Below are 21,378 nucleotides of genomic sequence, written 5' to 3'. Positions count from 1 at the left end.
TAACCAGCTAAATCAAAATGGCAACTATCAATTTTGGAGGAGTAGACGAAACAGTAGTAACGCGCGAGGAATTCCCACTTTCGAAAGCATTGGATGTACTGAAGGACGAAGTGATCGCCGTGATCGGATATGGTGTACAAGGCCCCGGCCAGGCACTGAACATGAAGGATAACGGATTTAACGTGATCGTTGGCCAGCGCAAAGACTCTCCATCTTGGGAAAAAGCGCTGGAAGACGGTTGGGTAGAGGGCGAGACCCTTTTCTCGATAGAGGAAGCCGCTGAGCGCGGCACCATCATCGCCAACCTGCTGTCAGACGCCGGTCAGATCGCGCTGTGGCCAACCATCAAGGAAAGACTGAAGCCGGGCAAGACGCTTTACTTCTCTCATGGCTTTGGCATCACGTTTAAGGAGCAGACCAGCATTGTGCCGCCGGCGGATGTGGATGTGATCCTGGTGGCCCCGAAAGGAAGCGGCACCAGCCTGCGTCGCCTGTTCGTGAGCGGTGGCGGCCTGAACTCTTCGTTCGCCGTGTTCCAGGATGCCTCCGGCAAAGCGTATGAGAAAGCGGTTGCCATGGGCATCGGGGTAGGCTCCGGGTACCTTTTCGAGACTGATTTCAAAAAAGAAGTATACAGTGACCTGACAGGTGAGCGCGGGGTGCTGATGGGCGCTTTGGCCGGTATCATCGAGGCGCAATACCAGGTGCTGCGCGAGCGCGGACACTCGCCTTCAGAGGCCTTCAACGAGACCGTGGAAGAACTTACCCAGAGCCTGGTGCCACTGGTAGCCGAGAACGGTATGGACTGGATGTACGCCAACTGCTCGGTAACGGCGCAGCGCGGCGCCCTCGACTGGAAGGGCAAGTTCAAGGACGCAACCCTTCCGGTGCTGAACGAACTGTATGACAGCGTGGAATCTGGCAAAGAGGCGGAGCGCACTATCCAGCGCGGTTCTACGCCAGGGTATAGAAAAGAGCTGGAGGCAGAGTTGAAAGAGCTCCGTGATTCAGAATTATGGCAGACAGGCGCAACCGTACGCAAGCTGCGCTCAAAAGCAAAATAAATCAGTATGAGTAAGGATATAGTCGCTTTAGACAATGTGGTGACGGTGGCGAACGTAGAAAAGGCGGCGAAGAACCTGAAAGGGATCATCAACAAAACGCCTTTGCTGCAGAACCATTGGCTGTCGCAGTTATACGACGCTAATGTGTACCTGAAACGGGAAGACCTGCAAGTGGTGCGATCTTACAAGATTAGGGGGGCTTACAACAAAATGAGCACCCTGCCACAGCAGGACACCGAGCGGGAGATTGTATGTTCCAGCGCCGGAAACCATGCCCAGGGAGTAGCTTACGCCTGTAAGTTGCTTGGTCTGAAGGGCTATATCTTTATGCCTGCCAACACACCCGCCCAAAAGGTGAACAAGGTGCGCGGCTTCGGGAGTGAGATGGTGGAGGTGGTGCTCACGGGCAGCACCTATGACGACACCTTTAAAGCGGCCAAGGAGTTTTCTGACAGCCGCGGCAGCACGTTTGTGCCCCCTTTCGATGATCTGGCCGTGATTGAAGGCCAGGGAACGGTCGGGCTTGAGATTCTGAAAGCGGCCACCTTCCCGATCGACTACCTGTTCATGCCGATTGGCGGCGGGGGCCTTGCCTCCGGTGTCTCCAGCGTGTTCAAGCAGCTCAGTCCCAATACCAAACTGGTTGGCGTGCAGCCGCAGGGCGCCCCGTCGATGTATAACTCGCTGCAGGCGCAGAAGCGCCTGTCTCTGGATAGCATTGACAGCTTTGTGGACGGCGCTGCGGTGAAGTGCCCCGGCGAGCTGAACTTCGCGATTTGCCGGGAACTGCTCGACGATGTGGTGCTGGTGCCGGAAGGTCAGATCTGCGAAGACATCCTGCGGATGTACAACGAGGAAGGCGTGGTGCTGGAACCGGCCGGGACACTGTCCGTTTCGGTGCTCAAGTATTACGCCGAGCAGATCAAAGGCAAGAACGTGGTGTGCGTCATCAGCGGCAGCAACAACGATATCACCCGCATGGAGGATATCAAGGAGCGCGCCATGCAGCACCAGGGCCTGAAGCATTATTTCATGATCAGCTTTAACCAGAAGCCGGGTGCCCTAAGGACCTTCGTGAACAGGGTGCTGCAGCCCGAGGACGATATCATTCATTTCCAGTACATCAAAAAGAACAACAAGGAGAAAGGGCCTGTTTTTATTGGCGTGGAAGTGAAGAAGTCGGGTGATGAGGAGGGTATAAAAGAGCGCATGACCCAGGAGGGCTTTGATTATGAGTACCTCAACGGCAAGCAGGATTTTTTAAACATGTTTTTATAGCGTATTAGTTGTTTGTTTATTGTTTAGACGCCGCTCTTCCCTCTGGAAGAGCGGCTTTTTTTTGTTAGGGCCCATGCCTGCAAGTCGGTATGTCGCGCAATCGATTGAAAACCAGGCTATACTATCTGTTTTGTTTGTGAAGCGTATATATAGACCATGTGCTGCTTTGCATGCGGGTAGCGGGTGCCATACCCGGCCTGGGGCGAGTGGCCAAGCCTTCCTGTAACCGGGCTATCCCAGCTATCCGGTGGACCAACTGCTGAACAGGGTATGTACTGAATCGACGCTGTTTCCTTGCACATGGACACACATCCTCCCCAAACAGTGTTGCTCTGGCTCGACTGGTTTCAGCTGCGGCCGCAGTCCATCGCGGCCCTGGCCGAACTGACACTCTGCCTGGTTATCTCACTTTACCTGCTCAGCATCAGCAGAAAGACCAGAGACGGCTACCTGATCACGGGGCTGTTCATCCTGCACACCATTTATAACGCCGTTTCGTTTTTCCGCAACTCCGCCCTCAACACAGAGGTGTATGCCTATACCGTATGGGTGCACAGCATTATCCTGATTGTGCTGGCGCTATACCACCTGCTCTTTGCCTATACCTACCGGGCCAACCCTTTCCGGCGGGAGATGCGCCTGGTTTTGCTGGTAAGCGGTGTCGTGCTGCTTGGCGGGCTCTATTTCCACCGGATCGGCTATCCCTGGACCTTCCCGATACAGCTGGTGATTGCGGTCTGGATTGTGAGCGTGTTTCTGCGCAAGGCCATCTGGTCGATACACCCGCCGCAAGCGGAAAAGACTGCTGCGGGCAGCTCCCTACCCCTGAAAAAGATTCTGGAAGAGCTCGAAAGGCCAACCCTCCGCGACACCAAGGCCTACCGGGTCTTCGCGCTCTGGTGCCTGCTGCTTGTCCTGACGTGGCTGAACGCCAACCTGGGTATGTTCAAGGTTATACCGGGCTGGTGGGAACAGTTGCACCATGCTTTTTACCTCGTGCTGCTCACCTGGATCGTTATCAATTACATGTCGTATGCCGAGGAGAAAACCACCTTTTTGGCAAAGCTGGTGGGCCTTTTTATGTGCCTTACACTGGTCCTGCTGGGTATGCTGGGCTTCCTGCTCTATGGCGTGGATAATTCTGTGGCGGCAGGAGAGCCGAACAAAGCGAACGCCCTGCGCATCCTGGCATACCTCATCCCGATCTCCACGGTGATTATTGTGCTGGTGTTTCCGGTTTTTTTCAGGAGCAACCTGCTGCGTCCGCTCAGCTATGTGCTGGACGGGGTGAAGCGCGTGAACGCCGGCGAGCTGAAAGTGGAGGTACCAGTGGAGGTTCAGGATGAGATCGGGGCGCTGGCACAGCAGTTCAACCTCATGACAGCCTCGCTGCGACGCTACGCAGAGCAGATGGAGAGCCTGGTGTCGCACCGGACCCTCGAACTGGAGCGCAAGTCCGTGGAGCTGGAGACGCAGAAGGGGCAACTGCAGCATACCCTCGATAACCTGCAGGCGACCCAGGCCCAGCTGGTGCAGGCCGAGAAAATGGCGTCGCTCGGGGAGTTGACCGCGGGCATTGCCCACGAGATCCAGAACCCGCTGAACTTCGTGAACAATTTTTCGGAACTGAGCTCGGAGTTGGTGGAGGACCTTGAGAAAGCGCTGCGCACGCAGTTGCAGGCCGAAAAAGGGCAGGAGATCACGGAGATCCTGACGGACCTGAAACAGAACCTCGCTAAGATATACCAGCACGGGCTCCGCGCCGACGCCATCGTGAAGGGCATGTTGCAGCATTCCCGGAAGAGTACCGGCCACAAAGAGCCAACCGACATTAACGCGCTGACGGAGGAGTATATGCGCCTGTCTTACCACGGCCTTCGGGCTAAGGACAAGAGCTTCAATGCCAGCCTAAACACAGATTTCGACCTAAACGTGGGGAAGGCAGACGTGGTGCCCCAGGACTTCGGGCGCGTGCTGCTAAACGTGCTCAACAACGCTTTTTACGCCGTGCAACAGCGGAAGCTCAAGCAGCCCGACGGATACCAGCCACAGGTGTCGGTGCGCACGCAGCGGCAGGGCGATGAGGTGGAGGTACGTGTGCGGGACAACGGACCCGGTATCCCGAAGGAATCCGCCAGCAGGATCTTCCAGCCATTTTTTACCACAAAACCCACCGGGCAGGGCACGGGGCTGGGCCTGTCGCTCAGTTACGACATCATCACGAAAGGCCACGGCGGCAAGCTCACCTTCACCACCGAAGCGGGGCAATATACCGAGTTCATCATTTCGGTGCCGGTTGCGCATACCCCAGACGCGGTGCCGGTGCAGCCACCGGCGCATACGGCGGTACCCGCTAAATGAGGCCATGCGCACGCTCAGGGGCAAAGCTTTCTTTAAATTTCAGCCCGATTATACCGCTCTGCCGCGCCGCACAGGGGCATAACCTAAAGTTGTCGGGTGTCATTACGGATGATTCCGTTGTTTTCCACGTATAAATATCTAGGGATGAAGTTTAATTAGTCTGTCTTGAAAGACGGATACCTACCGAGATGAACATACTAGTTGTGGATGACGAAGCCGACGTGAAACCACTGTTTGAGCAGCGCTTTCGCAAAGAGATTCGAAATGGGGAGTCAAGCTTTTCCTTTGCGCTTTCTGCTTCGGAGGCATTTGCGTACCTGGAGCAGCATCCCGCAGAAACCAGTATAATCCTCTCCGACATCAACATGCCCGGTATGAGTGGCATCGAGTTGCTTCGTCAGGTTCGGATGCGATACAACGCGCCTCCGCCCGTAATCGTAATGATTACCGCTTACAACGACCAGGAGCTGCACCAGCAGGTGCTGCAAAATGGCGCTGACGATTTCCTAACCAAGCCTCTCGATTTCAGGATGCTGAAAAACAAACTCAAAATGCTGGCTCTATGAAGGCAAATATACTGGTGGTAGACGATGAGGCGGATCTGGAACTGCTGATCAAGCAGAAGTTCCGCCGCCAGATCAGGGAAAACACATACAAGTTTGTATTCGCCCAGAACGGCGTGGATGCCCTCCTGAAACTGAGCGAACACCCAGAACTGGATATCGTGCTGAGCGACATCAACATGCCGGAGATGGACGGGCTGACGCTGCTGACAAAAATCCCTGAGTCCAACCCCATTATCAAAACCGTGATCGTCTCGGCCTACGGCGACATGGAGAACATCCGGACGGCGATGAACCGGGGCGCATTCGACTTTGTCTGCAAGCCCGTGGACTTTGAGGACCTGGAGCTGACCGTGGAAAAGACCATGCGGCACGTGACCCAACTGCGCGAAACCGTCCGGGCGATCAAGGAAAACGACATCCTGAAAATGTATGTCGACGAAACCGTCCTTCACTTTATGACCCACTCCTCCTTCGCGCATACCCTGCTGCTGAACGAGACCATCGTGGCTACCGTCCTGTTTATGGATATCTGCCGCTTTACGGCCATCACGGAGCGCGTCGCGCCCAACACCGTGGTGGAGTTCCTCAACAGGCTGTTCGACCTGATGGGTAAGGAGGTGACGGCCCTGGACGGCCATATAGACAAATTCATGGGCGATGCGGTGATGGCGGTTTTCCGGGGAGACTACCACACGGACCGCGCCATAGAGGCGGCACTGGCAGTGCGGAAGGCTTTCGCGCTGGAGCAGGGGGTGCAGGCCAGCGACACGTTGTACAGTCCGGAGGTTTCGATTGGGATATGCTCCGGCGAGATGGTGTCTGGCAATATCGGGTCTGCCACGCTGAAACGCCTCGATTTTACCGTGATCGGGGATGCGGTGAACATGGCCCAGCGCCTGCAGGACAATGCGCTGCCAGGTCAGATCGTGATACCCGCCAGCCTGTATGAGCAGGTGAAGGAGTCGTTTAAATGCCAGCTGATAGGGGAGGTAGTGCTCAAGAATAAATCAGAGGCTGTGATCACGTACAACGTGCTGGAGTAGGCGGAACCGGGTATAGCTACCGCGACAGACAGCTACTTGCACAGCTGAGTTATCCCTCCATACACATAACCGGGGATTTCTATGCGTGCCATATGGCAGTGCGGCAAATACCCTGTAACCCAAATAGGAATACCTTCAAAAAACCCCTTCGCGCAATTATCAGCGCATCTATTCATTCCCTCCCGAAGTTTTAACAAGCGCCAGTAATTTGTGAGAAAAAGAGGAGTAACTTTGTGATGCAAAACGGGAAACAGTTTGCCTGTACTAAATCTATACTTAAACTTCATTTTTGCCCGCAAATTGTCCGTACAGGATAAAGGCTTCATATTTTAGCACCATTCAGCGGTGCCAAACGGATAAATGCTGCATCAGAATCCTTCCTAGACAGTTTTCGCTTCAAAAAAACGATTTTTATACATCCGCTTAAAACCTGACGCACGATTTTGTTCACTGATAAAGATTTGTTTAAAGACGGGGGAGAGATGGGCGCCTTGATGGAGGCCCATGATTGGCGCAATCATCCGCTGGGCGAACCATCTGGCTGGCCCACAAGTTTGAAGGCAGGTGTCCGCATCTTGCTCGGCTCTGGTTTCCCGATGTTCATCTGGTGGTCTGAGGAGTTTTATATGTTCCACAACGACCCTTACTTGCCGGCTTTAGGCAATAAACACCCGCAGGCGCTCGGTGCCAGTGCGCGGGTAATGTGGAAAGAGATCTGGGAGTTGGTTGGAGGAATTGCGGAAGGCATCCTCAGCGCCTCTACCCGGCAGTTCAATGCGCAGGAAATGCTGGTGCCACTCAACCGCAGTGGATTTATGGAAGAAACCTACTGGACTTTTTCATATAGTCCGATCCCGAACGATGACGGCAGCGTGGGCGGCATGTTCTGTGCCTGCAACGAGGTGACGGATGAGGTGCTTGGGCAACGGCGCCTGAGTACTGTCAAAGAAATAGCCAGCGCCATCAATCAATCCTTCTCGGTGAAGCAGACAAGCCAGCAGCTCTGTGAACTGATGAGCGGGAACAGCAGCGACATACCATACAGCCTGCTATACCTCCTGGACTCCACCGGAACCACTGCAACCCTGCTCGGGCAGTCGGGTGTTGGGAGCAATCCCTTGCTTCCGGCTGAAATTGCGCTAGCGGCACCCGAACCCGATGAGCTTCGGCTGGGCAGGCAGTGCAGAGAAAGCGAGCATGCCGGGGACCGGCTGAAAAGCAGGTTTGAGAATGTGCCTGCCGAGGTATGGGGGCATGAGCTGGGGCAGGCAATGGTCTTGCCGATGTACCAACCCGGCGAAAACCAGCTGCTGGGCTTTCTGGTGCTTGGCACCAGCCTCCAGTTGCCCTACAATGCCGCCTATCAGGGGTTTCACCAACTGCTGGCCGATCAGGTAGCTGCCACCATCACGCACGTAAAAACACGGTTTGAGCTGGAGGGGAATGAGCATCGCCTGCGCCAGCTGGCTAATTCTGTGCCTCACCTGATTCTGACGGCAAACGCGCATGGCCATGTGGATTACGGCAATAAGCAATGGTATGCGTATACCGGCCTCACAGAAGCGGAAACACTGGGTCACGCCTGGATCAAGGCCATACACCCCAACGAGGCTGCTGAGGCAGTCCATATCTGGCAGAAGACGCATGATAACGGGAAAAGCATTTTGCTGGAGTACCGCATCCGGAGGGCAGACGGGCAATACAGGTGGCACCGTATACACGCCGTGGCTAAAAAAAATGAGGCATGCGGTACCAAGAAATGGTATGGCACGATCACGGATATACATGATCAGAAGCTGGCAGAGGCAGAGGTGCAGCAAAGCAAAGAGCAGGAGCTGGCGGCCTATGCCGCAGCCGAAATACACAGGCAAAACCTGGAACGGCTTTTTATGCAGGCACCAGCAGCCATCTGTATCCTGAGTGGGCCAGAGATGGTGTATGAGTTCATCAACCCAAAATACCAGAATCTTTTTCCGGGACGGCAGCTTCTGGGGCTCCCCGTAAATGTGGCCTTGCCAGAGATTGTGCACCAGCCCAACTGGACGATTCTGCATAATGTATTTCAGACGGGTGAGGCGTATATAGGCAACGAGGTGCCGCTCTCGTTCGATCGCCACAACAAGGGCGTGATGGAGAAAATGTACTTCAACTTTATCTACAAGGCACGCTACAATCACCTCGGAAAAGTAGACGGAATTCTGGTGTTTGCCTATGAGGTGACGGACCTGGTGGAGGCACGGCACAAGGTGGAAAGCAGCGAGGAGCACCTGCGCATAGCGCTTGAAGCCGGTAACATGGCCTCCTTCAACTATGACATCCTCAGCCAGCAAACGATCCGGAGCGCCAACCACGATCAGCTGTTTGGGTATGCGTCGGAGTTGCTGGACTGGAATATCGATGAGTTGCTAAAGCATACCCTGCCCGAGGACCGGGATAACCTGGTCATGCAAATCAAGGAGTCGATCTCCAGCGGCAAATTTTTTATAAACCCCCGTATTAGGCGCAAAGACAGCGACGTGCGCTGGATAGAGGGGTATGGCAAGGTGTTTTATGACAAGAAGCAGCAGCCCGTGCGCATTGCCGGCCTCTTAACGGATGTGACGGAGCGCAAGCGGGCTGAGCAAATGCTGCAGAACCTCACCCAGGAACTGGCCGCCGCTAACACGGCGATCCAGCTAAGAAACAAGGAGCTGGCCAAGACCAACGAGCAGCTTACCCGCACAAATGCGGATCTGGATAATTTCGTGTACACGGCATCACACGACCTTCGCTCGCCGATCAACTCTATGGAGGGGCTGCTTTTGGTGCTGAAAGACGAACTAGGCCCGAAACTGACCAAAGAAGACCACGTGCTGATGGAGCACCTGACCAAATCCATGACAAAACTCAACAACACGATAAAAGACTTGTCGGAGATTGTGAAGGTGCAAAAAGACACGGACCAGCCGTTGGAGGCTATCTCTGTTAAGGAGGTGTTGGTGGATGTGCTGGCTGACATGGAGACTAAGGTGCAGGCCACGCAGGCCCAGATGACCTGTGAGCTTGAGGTCGAGTCGCTTCTGTATCCGAAGAAGTACCTGCGCAGTATTTTATACAACCTGCTTTCCAATGCCCTCAATTATCGCCATCCTGACCGAACGCCCCGAATCAAAGTGCGTACAGAGACCAATGAGCAGCAGACACTGCTGACCGTGACAGATAACGGCCTCGGCATGAACGAGCGGCAGGTAAAAAAGATTTTTGGAATGTTTCAGCGCATGCATCCCCATACTGAAGGGAGCGGCATCGGGCTGTATACCATTAAGCGGGTGATCGATAACTATGGCGGCCGCATAACAGTTGATAGTAAGGTAGGGGAAGGCACCACGTTTCGCGTTTATTTTCCAGACCCCCCCAGGTAAGGTATGCAAAAAATTAAAAGCGTTTTATTAGTAGATGATGATCCGGCCAGTAACTATTTGGCACAGTTACTCTTTAAGCGATTAGCCATGGTGGAGCATCTGTCCGTGGCCGCGAATGGAAAAGAGGCATTGGATTACGTAATGGAGCACCTGGAGCAAAGCAGTTTCCCCGAGCTCATTCTACTCGACATCAACATGCCCCTGATGGACGGGTTTGAGTTTATCGAGCAGTTTCAGCGGCTTCCGTTTTACAGCCGCTCCCGCGTGGTGCTGCTGTCTTCCTCAGTTTCGTTCAAAGACAAGGAAAAAGCGGCCCACTTTCAGTTGGCAGAGTTTATAAACAAGCCGCTCACTAGAGAAAAGCTGGCCAAAATCATACAAAATTAGGCAGCAGGCTGATTGTACTGTTTTTATCAAATTACAGGCAACTTTCATCTATTCAGTTTTAAAGGTATAAAGCGAGCGTTTTATACCTGTTAAAACACCAGTTTCCGTTTTTGGCGATACTGGTAAAGAAAAATCTCGCCTTTACGCCCCTTATGCACTTTTCTCTTCCCTGAAGGATTTTTTTCTCGCCTGAATATTGCCTTATCTACTGCAAAAGCGCGATATTGTGCCTATGTTATAAATTATAGGATAATATTGCAACTATTTCAGCCATATTTAGTTTAAGCACAGCACACACAGGGGCAAATTAAATATGTTATAATTACATAATTAAACGCCCCTTCACTGACACCATATTTCTTCCACTGATTGCCCTTAAAACAAATGCGGACCAAAAATAAGCTCCTCCAATACTTTCAATCTCAGCTACTTTACAACAGCAGAAATGCCATGCTGTTGTTATTGTTTCTTGTTGGGCTTGTCGTAACCGGACTTGGCTTTGTAAACCAGGGGCCCTTTGTGGTTGCCTCTACACCAAAAGACGGTGCCCACGACATCAGCATTAATATCAGCAGTATTGCCGCCAATGACCTTTTCGTGCCGGAAGTGATTGGTTTTAAAGGAGGGGTAGATAACAGCACGATTTCCAGCGCTACAGTAAAACTGCTGAGGCTTAAGGACGGGACGGCCACGGAAGTGCCGGGCATGGTGCAGGGCACAGGAGGGGGAGACGCCATCAGCTTTTCGCCAACGGGTATGCTTGAGCCCAATACAGAGTATAAGTTCGTGATCACGGATGGGGTCAAATCATATAACGGGGAGTCTTTTCTGCCTTTCGAGTCAATATTTACCACAGGGGCGGCCAATAAAATCCCGCCTGCAGAGCCGCTGCCCGTTGCCTTTACCAAAGTGGCGATACCCGGTACGCAGAACAAGCATTATACGTCTCTGGTTTTTGGGCCGGACGGCAAGTTTTACGCCCTGCGCCTCAACGGTATGATTGAGCGGTTCGACGTGAACGAGGAAACCGGGTTGCTCGAAAACAGACAAACGCTTCCTGCATTGAAAAACGCGTATGGCGCGCGCACGGCCATTGGCCTGACATTCGACCCCAATTCCACCCCTGAAAACCTGGTGGCGTGGGTGTCTCACTGTACTTCCGGCCTGAATGATGCCCCTGCTTTTGATGGCAAGATTTCGCGGCTAAGCGGCGCAAACCTCGAAAAAGAGCAACTGGTGCTCACTAACCTGCCGCGCTCAAACAAAGATCACTTGGTAAACAGCATGAAGTTCGGACCGGACGGTGCCATATACTTTTGCCAGGGGAGCAACAGTTCGATGGGAGCCTACGACGGCTTCTGGCAACGGGCAGAGAGCCTGCTCTCCGCCACGGTGCTGCGCCTGGATATGCAGAAACTGCAGCAAACCAAACTTCCGCTGGATGTAGAGACAACTTCAGACCAGAAGCTGATTAACCACGCTCCGGCTACCTCCATGCGTATGGCAGACGGCACCTATAATCCCTACGGGGCCGAGGCGCCGCTAACCATCTATGCCTCCGGTGTCCGGAACGCCTACGACCTGGTATGGCATAGCAATGGGCAGCTGTATGTGCCAGCCAATGGCTCTGCCGCCGGGGGGAACACGCCAGCCTCAGTGAAAGGCACCCGACGCACTGATGGCACCTTTTACGATGGCCCAGAAGTGGAGTCTACCTCCGGGATACAACTCATGATGTACCGCGGCCGGCTCAGAAAGCTGATCAAACTCTTTGTGGACCCCAGCAAGTCAGCGGTTCAGAACGACTGGCTGTTCCGTGTGAACCCGCTCAAGTCTGTTGGATACTTCGGACACCCAAACCCTTTGCGGGGAGAGTTTGTGGTAAACAGGGGCTCCGTGGACAATCCTAAATACCCAGAGGGCACCAAGCCAGATAAAAACTTTAGAAAGGCCGCTTTCAACTTCGGTCTGAACAAGTCGCCTAACGGGGCGCTGGAATATCAAAGCGACGCGTTTGGCGGTTTGCTGAAGGGCAGAATCCTGGTATGCCGATTCTCAGGCGGCAGCGACATTATCGTGTTGGAGCCGGGAGCCATGACCAAACAAAAGCAGGCCAATGCCGACAGCTGTTACGATATCGTGAAGTCTGTCTCAGGGTCTGGCATTAACGGTATACCGGGTTTTGCGGGTTTCTCTAACCCCCTGGATATTGTGGAAGACGTGAAAACGGGTAACCTCTACGTGAGCGAATTCAACCGTAACAACAGCCCTACTGCCAAAGCCCAGATCACGCTGCTACGCGTTAAAAGTATTCCCGCCGAGCAGAATCAGATTGCCGCTACTGTAAAATAAGTTGTGTTGCGTGCGCTAAAAGCTAAACGTATGTCACAGAAACAGCAATAGCCCCGGAGCCGGGGCTATTGCTGTTTTAAAGGTATTTTCTATTAAAAGGAGGTTTGAATCTCGCCTTCAAAAGATGAATTTGACCAAGTTCTATGAATGCTGATCATGACCTTCCAGTTTCACTAACTTGTTGTAGAGGCCTAAAAGCAGGAAGGGCGCTGCCCACTGGCCTACAAACAAAGCGTTTTTGTCTTTTTTCATCAGCTTCAGGGTTAGCGAAATACCCATCGACCCGAAGGCTGCCCATAAAAACACGTCAGAAGGAATCTTGGATGTCTGCTCTTCAATTGCGGTGGCTACTTTGCCCTCCTTATGGTCGGGGTTCACTCTTGCTGCTTTTGCTTTTAAATCGTTTACTGTAGTTTCCATAGAATTATCTTATTTAAATTTTATTACTTCTCTTCAAAACGTGGAAGAGAAGGGGAATGTTTGTAAAATAAAAATAAACATTTCAGGCGTTAAACTGTATCGTCGACGGGTTGGTATGCATAAATTTACATGCATGGGGCAATACCATTTACTCTGGTCTATCTAGGCGAAGTTCAATTTACCCGTGTTGCACTGAGGCAAAATCAGGTGGTTTGATATGGTTCTATTTTGCCGTCTTTTAGTAGGAAGGCTTTTGTGGCGATGTCGAGAATAGCTTCTTTGCTGTCGGAGTACGCCTCCACCACCTCAAAGTCGTCGCCTTTAAAGTGCTGCTTCAACCGCTCGATTTTTTCCTCATCCTTGCAGGCTTTCCCAATTACTTTGTAGGTATGGCTGTCGTAGCGCACCTGTGTGCCCGCAAAGCCATCAATAGGGTATAGCTTGAAGAGCGGGGCCACGTAGAGCTCCAGGCCACCCGTGGCACAAAAGATACGGAAGCCTTGCTTTTTCTTCTGATCGAAGTGGTTTTTGAGTGTCTGGTTGAACTGCCCGGGGTATTCGTTATTCCAAAACTCGGTGGCGTATTCCTCCACCTGGGCAGGCGTCAGATCGTCGAGGTAGTTGAAGAAATTCTCCTTAAACTCGGTCTTCCTGATTCGGTGCAGGTTGCGGAGCAGTTTATAGTACGTCATCTCGAGGAAATACCGTATGCGCTTGGGCCGTTTGGTGCAGATAAACTCAAAAAACTTATCTTTAGAGCTCTTGTTATAGAACGTCTTGTTAAGGTCAAAAACAATTACTTTCAACTTGGCTTCACTGTTCGTCATGTTGCGCTGGGGGTTTGTCGGGGGTAAGTTACTCTATCACATGTAAGCTGGTCTGTTTGTTCAGCCTTCCAACTGTTTTGAGACCGATGCATGTTATTTATATATGGGTGACATGCATGGGCACTAAGTCATTTGTGCGGCGCTTCTGCCGGCAGAAGTTGCGGCAGTAATTTTAGAATTACCTTTATCAAAATAGACATTGGCATACTATGATTGAATATGCACTGTTTCAGCGGTTGCCTGCCTGGAGCCAGGCAGAGGCACTGGTCAGGTATGGGACTGCCCTCGCCCAGCGGCAGCACAACGACTGGACCGTCACGCTTTATGTCCTGGACAACCGCTTTGTGGAGCTTTGGGCTAAAAACGGCCTATCGGTCACGACTTCTTTTCGGGCAGAGGCTACAACGCTGGAAATTGCCGAGCCTTATCTGGAGCAAATGGATATAACGCCATTACTGAACACCTAAACGGCCAACATTTGCTCAGAAGTAATACCACCCTTACATAACCAGTTTTAAGCTTGGCCTGAAAAAATCATGTGCGCATGTATAAACGTCATCTTTTGGAAATGAAATTTATATATGCCCTCAGTCAGTTTCCTCTGAACGCAGCAGGCCTGCCGGCACCGATAGCGCCCCGTTTTGCGCATCAATGATCCCGTTCCGTTCGTCTTCAATGTCGGTGGCCTGGGTATAAACGTCACCGGCAATCGGGCGCTTGCGCAGCTCCTGCTTAAACATCCGGATGCGCTCCGCCCGCTCTTCCGGCCCCTGCGGCCCGCCATAGTCTGCAAACCCGAATCCGCCCCACTCACTTACAATGATCGGTACCTGACCTCTGTAAAAGTAGGGGTCGCCTACCACCAGTGGGAAAGCGGCAATTCCCTCCAGGTGCCCTTTCACAAGCCCGTCGAGGAGTTCGCGCCACCTGACCACGTCGGGGGTATAAAGGTGCACGGAGAGGATGTCAGACTTCAGTTTCCCCTCATACGAAATGTGTTGCCAGCCATCGTTGTCAACCACCAGAAACTGCGGGTGCCTGATTTTCATGTAATGATACGTGTCGATGATGTACTGCCGCGTGGCCGGGTTGGCTGCAATGTCCTGCGCCCCCCAGTCCTCGTTATACAGGCTCCAGATGACGATGGAGGGGTTCGTTTCGATGAGGGCGAGCATGCGCAGGAGCTCTGCCCGGTGGTTCTGGCGGCTCATTTGGGTGGAGCTGTGCGGACTGGGCACTTCCACCCAGAGCAGCAGCCCGATCTCGTCCGCCAGGTTGTAAATGCGCGGGTCAATCCCGGCGATGTGCACGCGCACCAGGTTACAGCCCAATTCTTTCATGGCGTACAGGTGGCGGCGCATCTCCTCGTATGTTGACGTGCCCGGCTGGTACAGGATGCCGTCGAGGTAAATCCGCTCGTTGTTCAGGTAAAAAGTATGCCCCCTGGCCTCGAATTTCCGGAGACCGAAGTGCGCCACAATCTGCGCCACATACCCGTTTACATCAACCAGTTCTGCCTCCAGCCGGTAAAGATGGGGCGTTTCGGGCGCCCAAAATTGGGCACCGGGCGCATGCATCACCAGGTTTTGCTGTTTCTGTCCGGCCCCAAGGTGCAGGTTGAACTCTGCCACATATAAAGGAGTGGTATGCGCTGGCTCACGTTCGAAAATCCGCAGCCGGATAGTGTAAGGGCCGGGGTCATGGATACGGGTGGTCACGTTAAACCGGATCAGGGCATCCTCGATCACACTCACCACCCCGATGCGGGAACGCAGGCGGTTTCGGTTCACCGTTTCGAGCCACACGCTGCGCACGGCCCCGGTATGCGTCTGGTACCAGATGCCTCCACGTTTGTATACATGCGATTCCTGCTTGCCACGCGGTGTCTCCGCGCTCATGGTGTCTACCATGCGCACCGTCAGGTAGTTGACCGGCAGCAAGAGTTCTTCGTTAATCTCATACGAAAACGAGGTATACTGGCCATAGTGCACTTCCTCGCCCTCCACGGTGCTGAGCAGCCGGCCATTGAGCCACACGCGGGTTTCATAGCCACAGGCGCCAAAGGTGATCTGGAACATCGAGGTAGGAAAGGGTCCCTGTACGTCTGGACGCTCAAACTCGCGCTCATACCAGGCGATTACCTTGTCCTGCCACGGTGCCAGGGGCTGCCCTTTCGCCTTCGCCATGTGCTCTTCCACCGATCCGGGCCAGTTGGCAGAATGGCTATACCTGTGCCCCAGGTACCATGCCTGGCGCATGCCCACGTCGTCGGGGTCAAGCGAAAAGCTCCACTCCCCATCCAGCAGGAAATAGGTATTGGGGCGATAGACCGTGCGGGGCAGCGGGTAAGGGGTATGCGCGTCTTCCTGAGGATCGTCTAAACCCTCCGTGGAATTAAAATTGGAGTTTACTGAAGTAATCATAGGTTTTTTTGTTGCCTTGCGTTGCACTGGCTAGGGGTATAACGGAAAACCCGAACTCCGGATAAACCATTGGCCGATATATTTTTTGTTGCTGCAACCGAGCGTCTCTGCGTCCTCATTCATAACCGGGCATTGGCGCAGCACCAGCCGCTTATACCTTACCAAACGCGTGCGTATCACCCCGAATGCCGCAGCGCGCCCTGCCTTTTGTATATATGGTTTCCGATGTACAATGTATAAATATTATACAATATTAGCGCGAGGTCGTTTATTGACACTTCGGGGTATAGACTGCGTAAATTCCCCGGTGTATGGGTAAACTTATACTAAGCCAGACTGGCCTTTATAATTTTAAAAAATTTAAGTGCAATCGCTTACCTTTTATTGGGATGTGCGTAATAACGTTTGGTTTTGTGTTGTGAATGAGGGGAATCGGATCACGCTGTTACCAATACAAGCTACCTTTCACCTATAAATGAAATCATATTGATGTTTAAAGAGAGAATGGCGCCTTCTGCGCGTCCTGCCAATACGGAAAGTGCGTTCAGTGAAATGCCGGAAAGCGCAACATCATCTAATAGTACAAAAAATACAGATAAGGGAGAAGCGCAGTTTACACGGCACATGCCGGATCTAATCTGCCTGTCGCATTTGCGCTGGGACTTTGTGTTTCAGCGGCCGCAGCATTTGCTCACGCGCTTCGCGCAGCATGGCCGGGTTTTCTTTCTCGAAGAGCCTGTGTTTGACCCCATTGACAGCCCATACCTGGAACTCTCGCCCCGTGAAGATGGCTTGACGGTGGCGGTGCCGCACCTGCCCCACGGGCTGGCTGCCGAGCAGGTTGAAACTATACAGCGCACCTTGCTGGACGAAATGCTGCAAAGCCAAAGCATCACACGGTATATGAGTTGGTACTATACCCCGATGGCGCTCAGTTTTTCAGCGCACCTGGCCCCGTTGCTCACCGTTTATGATTGCATGGACGAGCTCTCGGCTTTCAAATTCGCCCCGCCGCGCCTGCAGCAGCTGGAGCAGGAACTGTTTGAGCGCGCAGATCTGGTGTTTACCGGTGGGCAGAGCCTGTACGAGGCCAAGCGGGAGAAGCACCCCTCTGTGCATGCCTTCCCGAGCAGTATCGACAAAGCTCACTTTGCCCAGGCCCTGAAGCCCCAGCAACAGCCCCACGACCAGGCCTCCATCCCGTCGCCGCGTCTGGGCTTTTTCGGGGTGATTGACGAGCGCCTGGACATTGTACTGCTGCAGGCCTTGGCAGAGGCACGGCCAGATTGGCAGTTGGTGCTGGTAGGGCCCGTCGTGAAGATAGACCCCGCCTTGCTTCCGCAGCTCCCCAACATTCATTACCTCGGCGGTAAATCATACAACGAACTTCCCGCATACCTGAGCGGGTGGGACGTGGCGCTGCTGCCATTCGCCATTAACGAGTCAACGGCCTTTATCAGCCCGACAAAAACGCCGGAATACCTGGCGGCTGGCAAGCCAGTGGTCTCGACGCCCATACGGGACGTGGTGCGCCCCTACGGCGATGAAGGGCTCGTGCACATAGCCGCCACTGCTTCCGAGTTTGTTGACGCAGTGGAAAAGGCGCTGACCCAAATAGGCGATCCGGTATGGAGCGGAAAAGTGGAGGGGTTCCTCAAAAACATGTCCTGGGATGAAACCTGGCGGCAGATGGTACAGCAGATTGCCCGCGTGGCACAGCTGAAAGTGAAGTAAGTAGTGGTTTTTAAAAATTCGAGGAAGAATAATGTTTGATTATCTGATAGTAGGGGCTGGCTTCGCCGGAAGTGTGCTGGCCGAGCGGCTTGCAACGCAATGCAATAAAAAGGTGCTGATCATAGACAAGCGGCCCCATATAGGCGGCAACGCCTACGATCACTATAACGAAGAGGGCATCCTGGTGCATAAATATGGGCCGCATATTTTCCATACCAACTCCAGGGACGTTTTCGACTACCTGTCTCAGTTTACACCGTGGCGCCCCTACGAGCACCGGGTGCTAGCCAGCGTTGACGGCCAGTTAGTGCCCATGCCCATCAACATGGACACGATCAACAAGCTGTACGGACTGCAACTGACTTCTTTTGAAGTGGACGCCTTTTTTAAGTCGGTAGCCGAAAACATTCCCGTTGTCAAAACCTCAGAGGATGTGGTGGTGAGTAAAGTGGGGCGGGAACTCTATGAGAAGTTTTTCCGGAACTATACCCGAAAGCAATGGGGTATGGATCCTTCGGAACTCGACAAGTCTGTGACATCGCGGGTGCCGGTGCGCACCAACCGCGACGATCGCTACTTCACTGACACGTTTCAGGCCATGCCGCTGCACGGTTATACCGCCATGTTCGAGAAAATGCTGGCGCATCCCAACATCAAGGTGATGCTCAACACCGATTACCATGAAATCGTAGAGATGATTCCGTTCCGGGAGATGATTTACACGGGGCCGGTAGATGAGTACTTCGACTTTATTTATGGCAAACTGCCTTACCGCTCGCTGGAGTTCAAGCACGAGACCCTCGACAAGGCCCAGCATCTGCCCGCAGCCGTGGTTAATTACCCCAACGAGCAGGCTTATACCCGTATCACGGAATTTAAGTACCTGACAGGGCAGGAGCATCACAAAACAAGTGTGGTGTATGAGTTTCCGCGCGCAGAGGGAGACCCGTATTACCCAGTGCCGCGTGTGGAGAATGCCGCGATCTACAATAAGTACAAGAAGCTGGCAGATGAGACCACAGGGGTGCATTTTGTAGGCAGGCTGGCCACGTATAAATACTATAACATGGATCAGGTGGTGGCCCAGGCGCTCACACTGTACAAAAAGCTGGCCGATGCGCCCGAGCAATTGCCTGAAACGAATTTCGTGCTCGGGGCAAATGGTATAAAGCAGGTTTTAGGGTCGGCAATAACTGCCGGAGGGCAACTGAATGGCAAGCATTAATCAGGTACAGCCAACTCCTTACTGTATTATTTTGATTCAACGTTTATGATGCCTGTTACAGGCTTACTGTCTGCTGCTTCTGTGCCTGAAAACCCTTTCCGGTCGTTTTGGATGGCGGGCTACGAGTGTACCGATCACCTGAATGCCTTTGGCCACCGCGTGGATTTCCTGACCCTGACCGGGCATCTGCAGCTGTTGCGGCAGGATTATACGGAGCTGGCACCCTTTCACATCAAAACGGTGCGGGAGGGGATACGCTGGAGCCAGGTCGAGAGATCTCCTTATCAGTATGACTGGTCTACGGTGGCCTATATGCTGGCGCAGGGAAAAGAACTTGGCGTGCAGCAGGTATGGGACTTGTGCCATTTCGGGTATCCGGACGACCTGACGCCACTGCACCCCATGTTTGCGCGCCGCTTTGCGGCCCTGTGCCGGGCTTTCGCGCTATTCTACCGCTCCCTTTGCCCAGACGATATGTTGATCGTCACGCCAATCAATGAGGTGAGCTTTATCTCCTGGCTTGGCGGCGATGTGCGGGGCACCTCTCCATATTGCACCCGCCAAGGTTGGGAAGTGAAGTATGGGCTGATGCGGGCCTATATAGAGGGGGTAGCCGCGATCCGGGAAGTAGACCCAACCATCTGTATCTTAACCACGGAGCCCCTCATACATGTTTCGCCGCCTCTGGGAGCCTCTTTTGAGGATATTGCGGCGGCAAGGCAGGCGCACGAGGTGCAGTTTCAGGCCACAGACATCCTCAGCGGGCGCATGTGCCCCGAGCTGGGCGGCTCCCCGGACTTAATGGATATACTGGGCTTTAACTATTACTATGACAACCAGTGGACTTCGGACACGCATGAGTTCCTCAACTGGAAAAACGAACCGGAAGACCCGCGTTTCAAACCCCTCAGAAGCTTGCTGCGGGAAGCGTACGAGCGCTATAGCAAGCCCATCGCCCTCACCGAAACGAGCCACCCAGGTATTGACCGGCCGGAATGGATACAGTCGATCGGACGAGAGTGTGCAGCCGTGATTGCCGCTGGCATACCCTTGTGGGGAGCCTGCCTATACCCAATCATTGATCGCCCCGACTGGGACCACCTTACCCCATGGCACAAGGCAGGGCTCTGGGATGCCGAAGATGAGCCCGGTGAGCTTCCGTCGCGCATTCTGTACGTGCCCTATGCCGAGGCATTGGTCAGGGCACAGGAGATGGTTCGTCGTGCTCTTTCAGAAAAGAAACACTGAGGGCTAGCTCCCTTATTCTTCCGCAATAGCTTTGTCCGTGATCCGGATGAAGCCACTGGTATAAACCCGCTTGCTGGTGTATTCATCAAACCCATACCAGATATCGGCCACGTGTGTGGGAGTGGTATAGCTGGTTACAAACTCCTCGTTACCGTCGATGGTTTTGTAGTCTGTCACCATTTCATACCCATCTGCTAACGCTTTGTAGTAGGCATCATCGTCATCTTCCTCCTCCAGGTAGCGGTTGTACACGCGGTGGTAGCTGTCCGTTACTGTTTCATACAGTCGTTGCAATTCCGGTCTGTCAAACGTCATGTAACCTTCCTCGTCTTTTGTCCAGGTGCCTCGTTTTTCCATAGCACGAAGGTAAGCCAACCTGGCGTAAACCAGTTGAGTCCGGGGTCGAATAGCACGTTAAATTTTTTCTCAGGTATGGGAAACCGTCAAATCAGCTATGCCTTCAGCACGAAGGTATAACTTGCTTTCCGCGCGTCAGCCTCTTCCGACATACTCATTAGGAGGGCGGGTTTGAAGATATAGTCACGCTCGTTGGCTGGCTCGCCCGGGAAGTAGAGTTGGGTGGTGAGCAGCGGGGTGTTGGGGCCTTTCACCTTCACATGAAAATGGCGGGTGCGGCCGGTGTATACCCCGGGCACAATTGTTTCCAGCCGGAAGCGACCCTCGGCATCGGTATAATGATGGCCGCGCAGTTTATACCCATCGTTGTCGTAGTGGCCGGCGGCGTCGGCGTGCCACCAGTCTAGCAAGGCCCCGGCCACGGGCTGGCAGCGGGTGTCCAGTACCTGCCCCGTAAGCACAAGGGCAGTGCCTTTCATGCCTTTCTCACGGAGGTTGCTTCGCTCCGGGGAGCGGGGGGTATAAAAGGGGCCTTCGGTTTGGGAGGGAGTGGGCGTATCATGATCATCACACTCCGGAGTGGGCTCCAGCAGCTCCTTCCGCTTGTAGAAGAAACGTGCCGGAACCAGGCCCAGTAGTGGCAATGCGGCGATCATTACAAAAAAGCGGCGTCTCGTGAAGTGCATTTGTCT

Annotated in this window: 17 protein-coding genes; 12 read left to right on the top strand and 5 right to left on the bottom strand. The window is 53.4% G+C overall.

The annotated features are described in order from the left end of the window. Window positions 1–17 precede the first annotated feature (17 nt). The 8 genes from ilvC (at window position 18) to MKJ04_RS05020 (ending at window position 12,452) form a co-directional block, all read left to right on the top strand. Window positions 18–1,064 (top strand): ketol-acid reductoisomerase, encoded by a 1,047-nt coding sequence (gene ilvC / locus MKJ04_RS05055; RefSeq protein WP_241639891.1) that lies wholly within the window; start codon window positions 18–20, stop codon window positions 1,062–1,064. A gap of 6 nt (window positions 1,065–1,070) precedes the next feature. Continuing rightward, complete coding sequence (ilvA, locus tag MKJ04_RS05050) at window positions 1,071–2,342, top strand: threonine ammonia-lyase IlvA (RefSeq protein ID WP_241639889.1); 1,272 nt, start codon at window positions 1,071–1,073, stop codon at window positions 2,340–2,342. A gap of 300 nt (window positions 2,343–2,642) precedes the next feature. Then, a complete protein-coding gene (locus MKJ04_RS05045) occupies window positions 2,643–4,703 on the top strand; it encodes a sensor histidine kinase (RefSeq protein ID WP_241639887.1) in 2,061 nt (686 codons plus the stop codon). Window positions 4,704–4,891: 188 nt separating this feature from the next. After that, window positions 4,892–5,269, top strand: a complete 378-nt coding sequence (locus tag MKJ04_RS05040; protein WP_241639885.1) for a response regulator — start codon at window positions 4,892–4,894, stop codon at window positions 5,267–5,269. Next, a complete protein-coding gene (locus MKJ04_RS05035; protein WP_241639884.1) occupies window positions 5,266–6,312 on the top strand; it encodes an adenylate/guanylate cyclase domain-containing protein in 1,047 nt (348 codons plus the stop codon). Before MKJ04_RS05040 ends, MKJ04_RS05035 begins: the two co-directional genes overlap by 4 nt. Window positions 6,313–6,755: 443 nt before the next feature. After that, on the top strand, window positions 6,756–9,713 hold the full coding sequence (locus tag MKJ04_RS05030; RefSeq protein WP_241639882.1) for a PAS domain-containing protein: 2,958 nt from the start codon (window positions 6,756–6,758) through the stop codon (window positions 9,711–9,713). Between the two features lie 3 nt (window positions 9,714–9,716). Further along, window positions 9,717–10,100, top strand: a complete 384-nt coding sequence (locus MKJ04_RS05025; RefSeq protein ID WP_241639880.1) for a response regulator — start codon at window positions 9,717–9,719, stop codon at window positions 10,098–10,100. Between the two features lie 450 nt (window positions 10,101–10,550). Further along, window positions 10,551–12,452, top strand: a complete 1,902-nt coding sequence (locus MKJ04_RS05020; protein ID WP_241639878.1) for an Ig-like domain-containing protein — start codon at window positions 10,551–10,553, stop codon at window positions 12,450–12,452. 141 nt (window positions 12,453–12,593) lie between these two features. Here the strand turns inward: MKJ04_RS05020 and MKJ04_RS05015 are convergent, their stop codons facing one another. Beyond that, window positions 12,594–12,872, bottom strand: coding sequence for a hypothetical protein (locus MKJ04_RS05015; protein WP_241639877.1), 279 nt, complete (start codon window positions 12,870–12,872; stop codon window positions 12,594–12,596). A gap of 203 nt (window positions 12,873–13,075) precedes the next feature. Beyond that, window positions 13,076–13,699, bottom strand: coding sequence for an HAD family hydrolase (locus tag MKJ04_RS05010; protein WP_241639876.1), 624 nt, complete (start codon window positions 13,697–13,699; stop codon window positions 13,076–13,078). 209 nt (window positions 13,700–13,908) lie between these two features. Here MKJ04_RS05010 and MKJ04_RS05005 point away from each other — a divergent pair, with 209 nt between their 5' ends. Next, window positions 13,909–14,166: a hypothetical protein gene (locus MKJ04_RS05005; protein WP_241639875.1), complete on the top strand. Its 258-nt coding sequence runs from the start codon at window positions 13,909–13,911 to the stop codon at window positions 14,164–14,166. Window positions 14,167–14,286: 120 nt separating this feature from the next. On the opposite strand, the gene MKJ04_RS05000 is transcribed toward MKJ04_RS05005, so the two are convergent. Continuing rightward, window positions 14,287–16,122 (bottom strand): glycoside hydrolase family 2 TIM barrel-domain containing protein, encoded by a 1,836-nt coding sequence (locus MKJ04_RS05000; RefSeq protein ID WP_241639874.1) that lies wholly within the window; start codon window positions 16,120–16,122, stop codon window positions 14,287–14,289. A gap of 624 nt (window positions 16,123–16,746) precedes the next feature. Here MKJ04_RS05000 and MKJ04_RS04995 point away from each other — a divergent pair. Genes MKJ04_RS04995 through MKJ04_RS04985 form a run of 3 tightly spaced genes read left to right on the top strand, consistent with a single transcriptional unit; the run spans window position 16,747 to window position 20,329 of the window. Beyond that, window positions 16,747–17,856: a glycosyltransferase family 1 protein gene (locus MKJ04_RS04995; RefSeq protein ID WP_241639873.1), complete on the top strand. Its 1,110-nt coding sequence runs from the start codon at window positions 16,747–16,749 to the stop codon at window positions 17,854–17,856. Between the two features lie 31 nt (window positions 17,857–17,887). Further along, the gene (gene glf, locus MKJ04_RS04990) at window positions 17,888–19,081 is read left to right on the top strand and encodes a UDP-galactopyranose mutase (protein ID WP_241639872.1); all 1,194 of its coding nucleotides are present in this window, start codon (window positions 17,888–17,890) and stop codon (window positions 19,079–19,081) included. A gap of 45 nt (window positions 19,082–19,126) precedes the next feature. Next, entirely contained in the window at window positions 19,127–20,329 is a 1,203-nt protein-coding gene (locus MKJ04_RS04985) for an amine oxidase (RefSeq protein WP_241639871.1), read from the top strand. Window positions 20,330–20,341: 12 nt separating this feature from the next. Here MKJ04_RS04985 and MKJ04_RS04980 read toward each other — a convergent pair whose 3' ends face one another. Continuing rightward, window positions 20,342–20,686 carry a hypothetical protein gene (locus MKJ04_RS04980; protein WP_241639870.1) on the bottom strand — a complete coding sequence of 115 codons (345 nt, stop codon included), beginning with the start codon at window positions 20,684–20,686 and terminating at the stop codon, window positions 20,342–20,344. Between the two features lie 95 nt (window positions 20,687–20,781). Continuing rightward, complete coding sequence (locus tag MKJ04_RS04975) at window positions 20,782–21,372, bottom strand: intradiol ring-cleavage dioxygenase (protein ID WP_241639868.1); 591 nt, start codon at window positions 21,370–21,372, stop codon at window positions 20,782–20,784. Between the last annotated feature and the right edge of the window lie 6 nt (window positions 21,373–21,378).

It is taken from the genome of Pontibacter sp. E15-1 (assembly GCF_022601975.1).
GTDB lineage: Bacteria > Bacteroidota > Bacteroidia > Cytophagales > Hymenobacteraceae > Pontibacter.
The sequence above is the reverse complement of the archived record's forward strand: the minus strand, read 5'-3'. Positions and strand labels throughout refer to the sequence as shown.

Bases quoted from the DNA above. Each gene is read 5' to 3' on its own strand.
- glf (WP_241639872.1), top strand. From the start codon at position 17,888: ATGTTTGATTATCTGATAGTAGGGGCTGGCTTCGCCGGAAGTGTGCTG.
- MKJ04_RS05015 (WP_241639877.1), bottom strand. From the start codon at position 12,872: ATGGAAACTACAGTAAACGATTTAAAAGCAAAAGCAGCAAGAGTGAAC.
- MKJ04_RS05025 (WP_241639880.1), top strand. From the start codon at position 9,717: ATGCAAAAAATTAAAAGCGTTTTATTAGTAGATGATGATCCGGCCAGT.
- MKJ04_RS05040 (WP_241639885.1), top strand. From the start codon at position 4,892: ATGAACATACTAGTTGTGGATGACGAAGCCGACGTGAAACCACTGTTT.
- MKJ04_RS05035 (WP_241639884.1), top strand. From the start codon at position 5,266: ATGAAGGCAAATATACTGGTGGTAGACGATGAGGCGGATCTGGAACTG.
- ilvC (WP_241639891.1), top strand. From the start codon at position 18: ATGGCAACTATCAATTTTGGAGGAGTAGACGAAACAGTAGTAACGCGC.
- MKJ04_RS05020 (WP_241639878.1), top strand. From the start codon at position 10,551: ATGCTGTTGTTATTGTTTCTTGTTGGGCTTGTCGTAACCGGACTTGGC.
- MKJ04_RS05010 (WP_241639876.1), bottom strand. From the start codon at position 13,699: ATGACGAACAGTGAAGCCAAGTTGAAAGTAATTGTTTTTGACCTTAAC.
- MKJ04_RS04985 (WP_241639871.1), top strand. From the start codon at position 19,127: ATGATGCCTGTTACAGGCTTACTGTCTGCTGCTTCTGTGCCTGAAAAC.
- MKJ04_RS05045 (WP_241639887.1), top strand. From the start codon at position 2,643: ATGGACACACATCCTCCCCAAACAGTGTTGCTCTGGCTCGACTGGTTT.
- MKJ04_RS04995 (WP_241639873.1), top strand. From the start codon at position 16,747: ATGCCGGATCTAATCTGCCTGTCGCATTTGCGCTGGGACTTTGTGTTT.
- MKJ04_RS05000 (WP_241639874.1), bottom strand. From the start codon at position 16,122: ATGATTACTTCAGTAAACTCCAATTTTAATTCCACGGAGGGTTTAGAC.
- MKJ04_RS04975 (WP_241639868.1), bottom strand. From the start codon at position 21,372: ATGCACTTCACGAGACGCCGCTTTTTTGTAATGATCGCCGCATTGCCA.
- ilvA (WP_241639889.1), top strand. From the start codon at position 1,071: ATGAGTAAGGATATAGTCGCTTTAGACAATGTGGTGACGGTGGCGAAC.
- MKJ04_RS05005 (WP_241639875.1), top strand. From the start codon at position 13,909: ATGATTGAATATGCACTGTTTCAGCGGTTGCCTGCCTGGAGCCAGGCA.
- MKJ04_RS04980 (WP_241639870.1), bottom strand. From the start codon at position 20,686: ATGGAAAAACGAGGCACCTGGACAAAAGACGAGGAAGGTTACATGACG.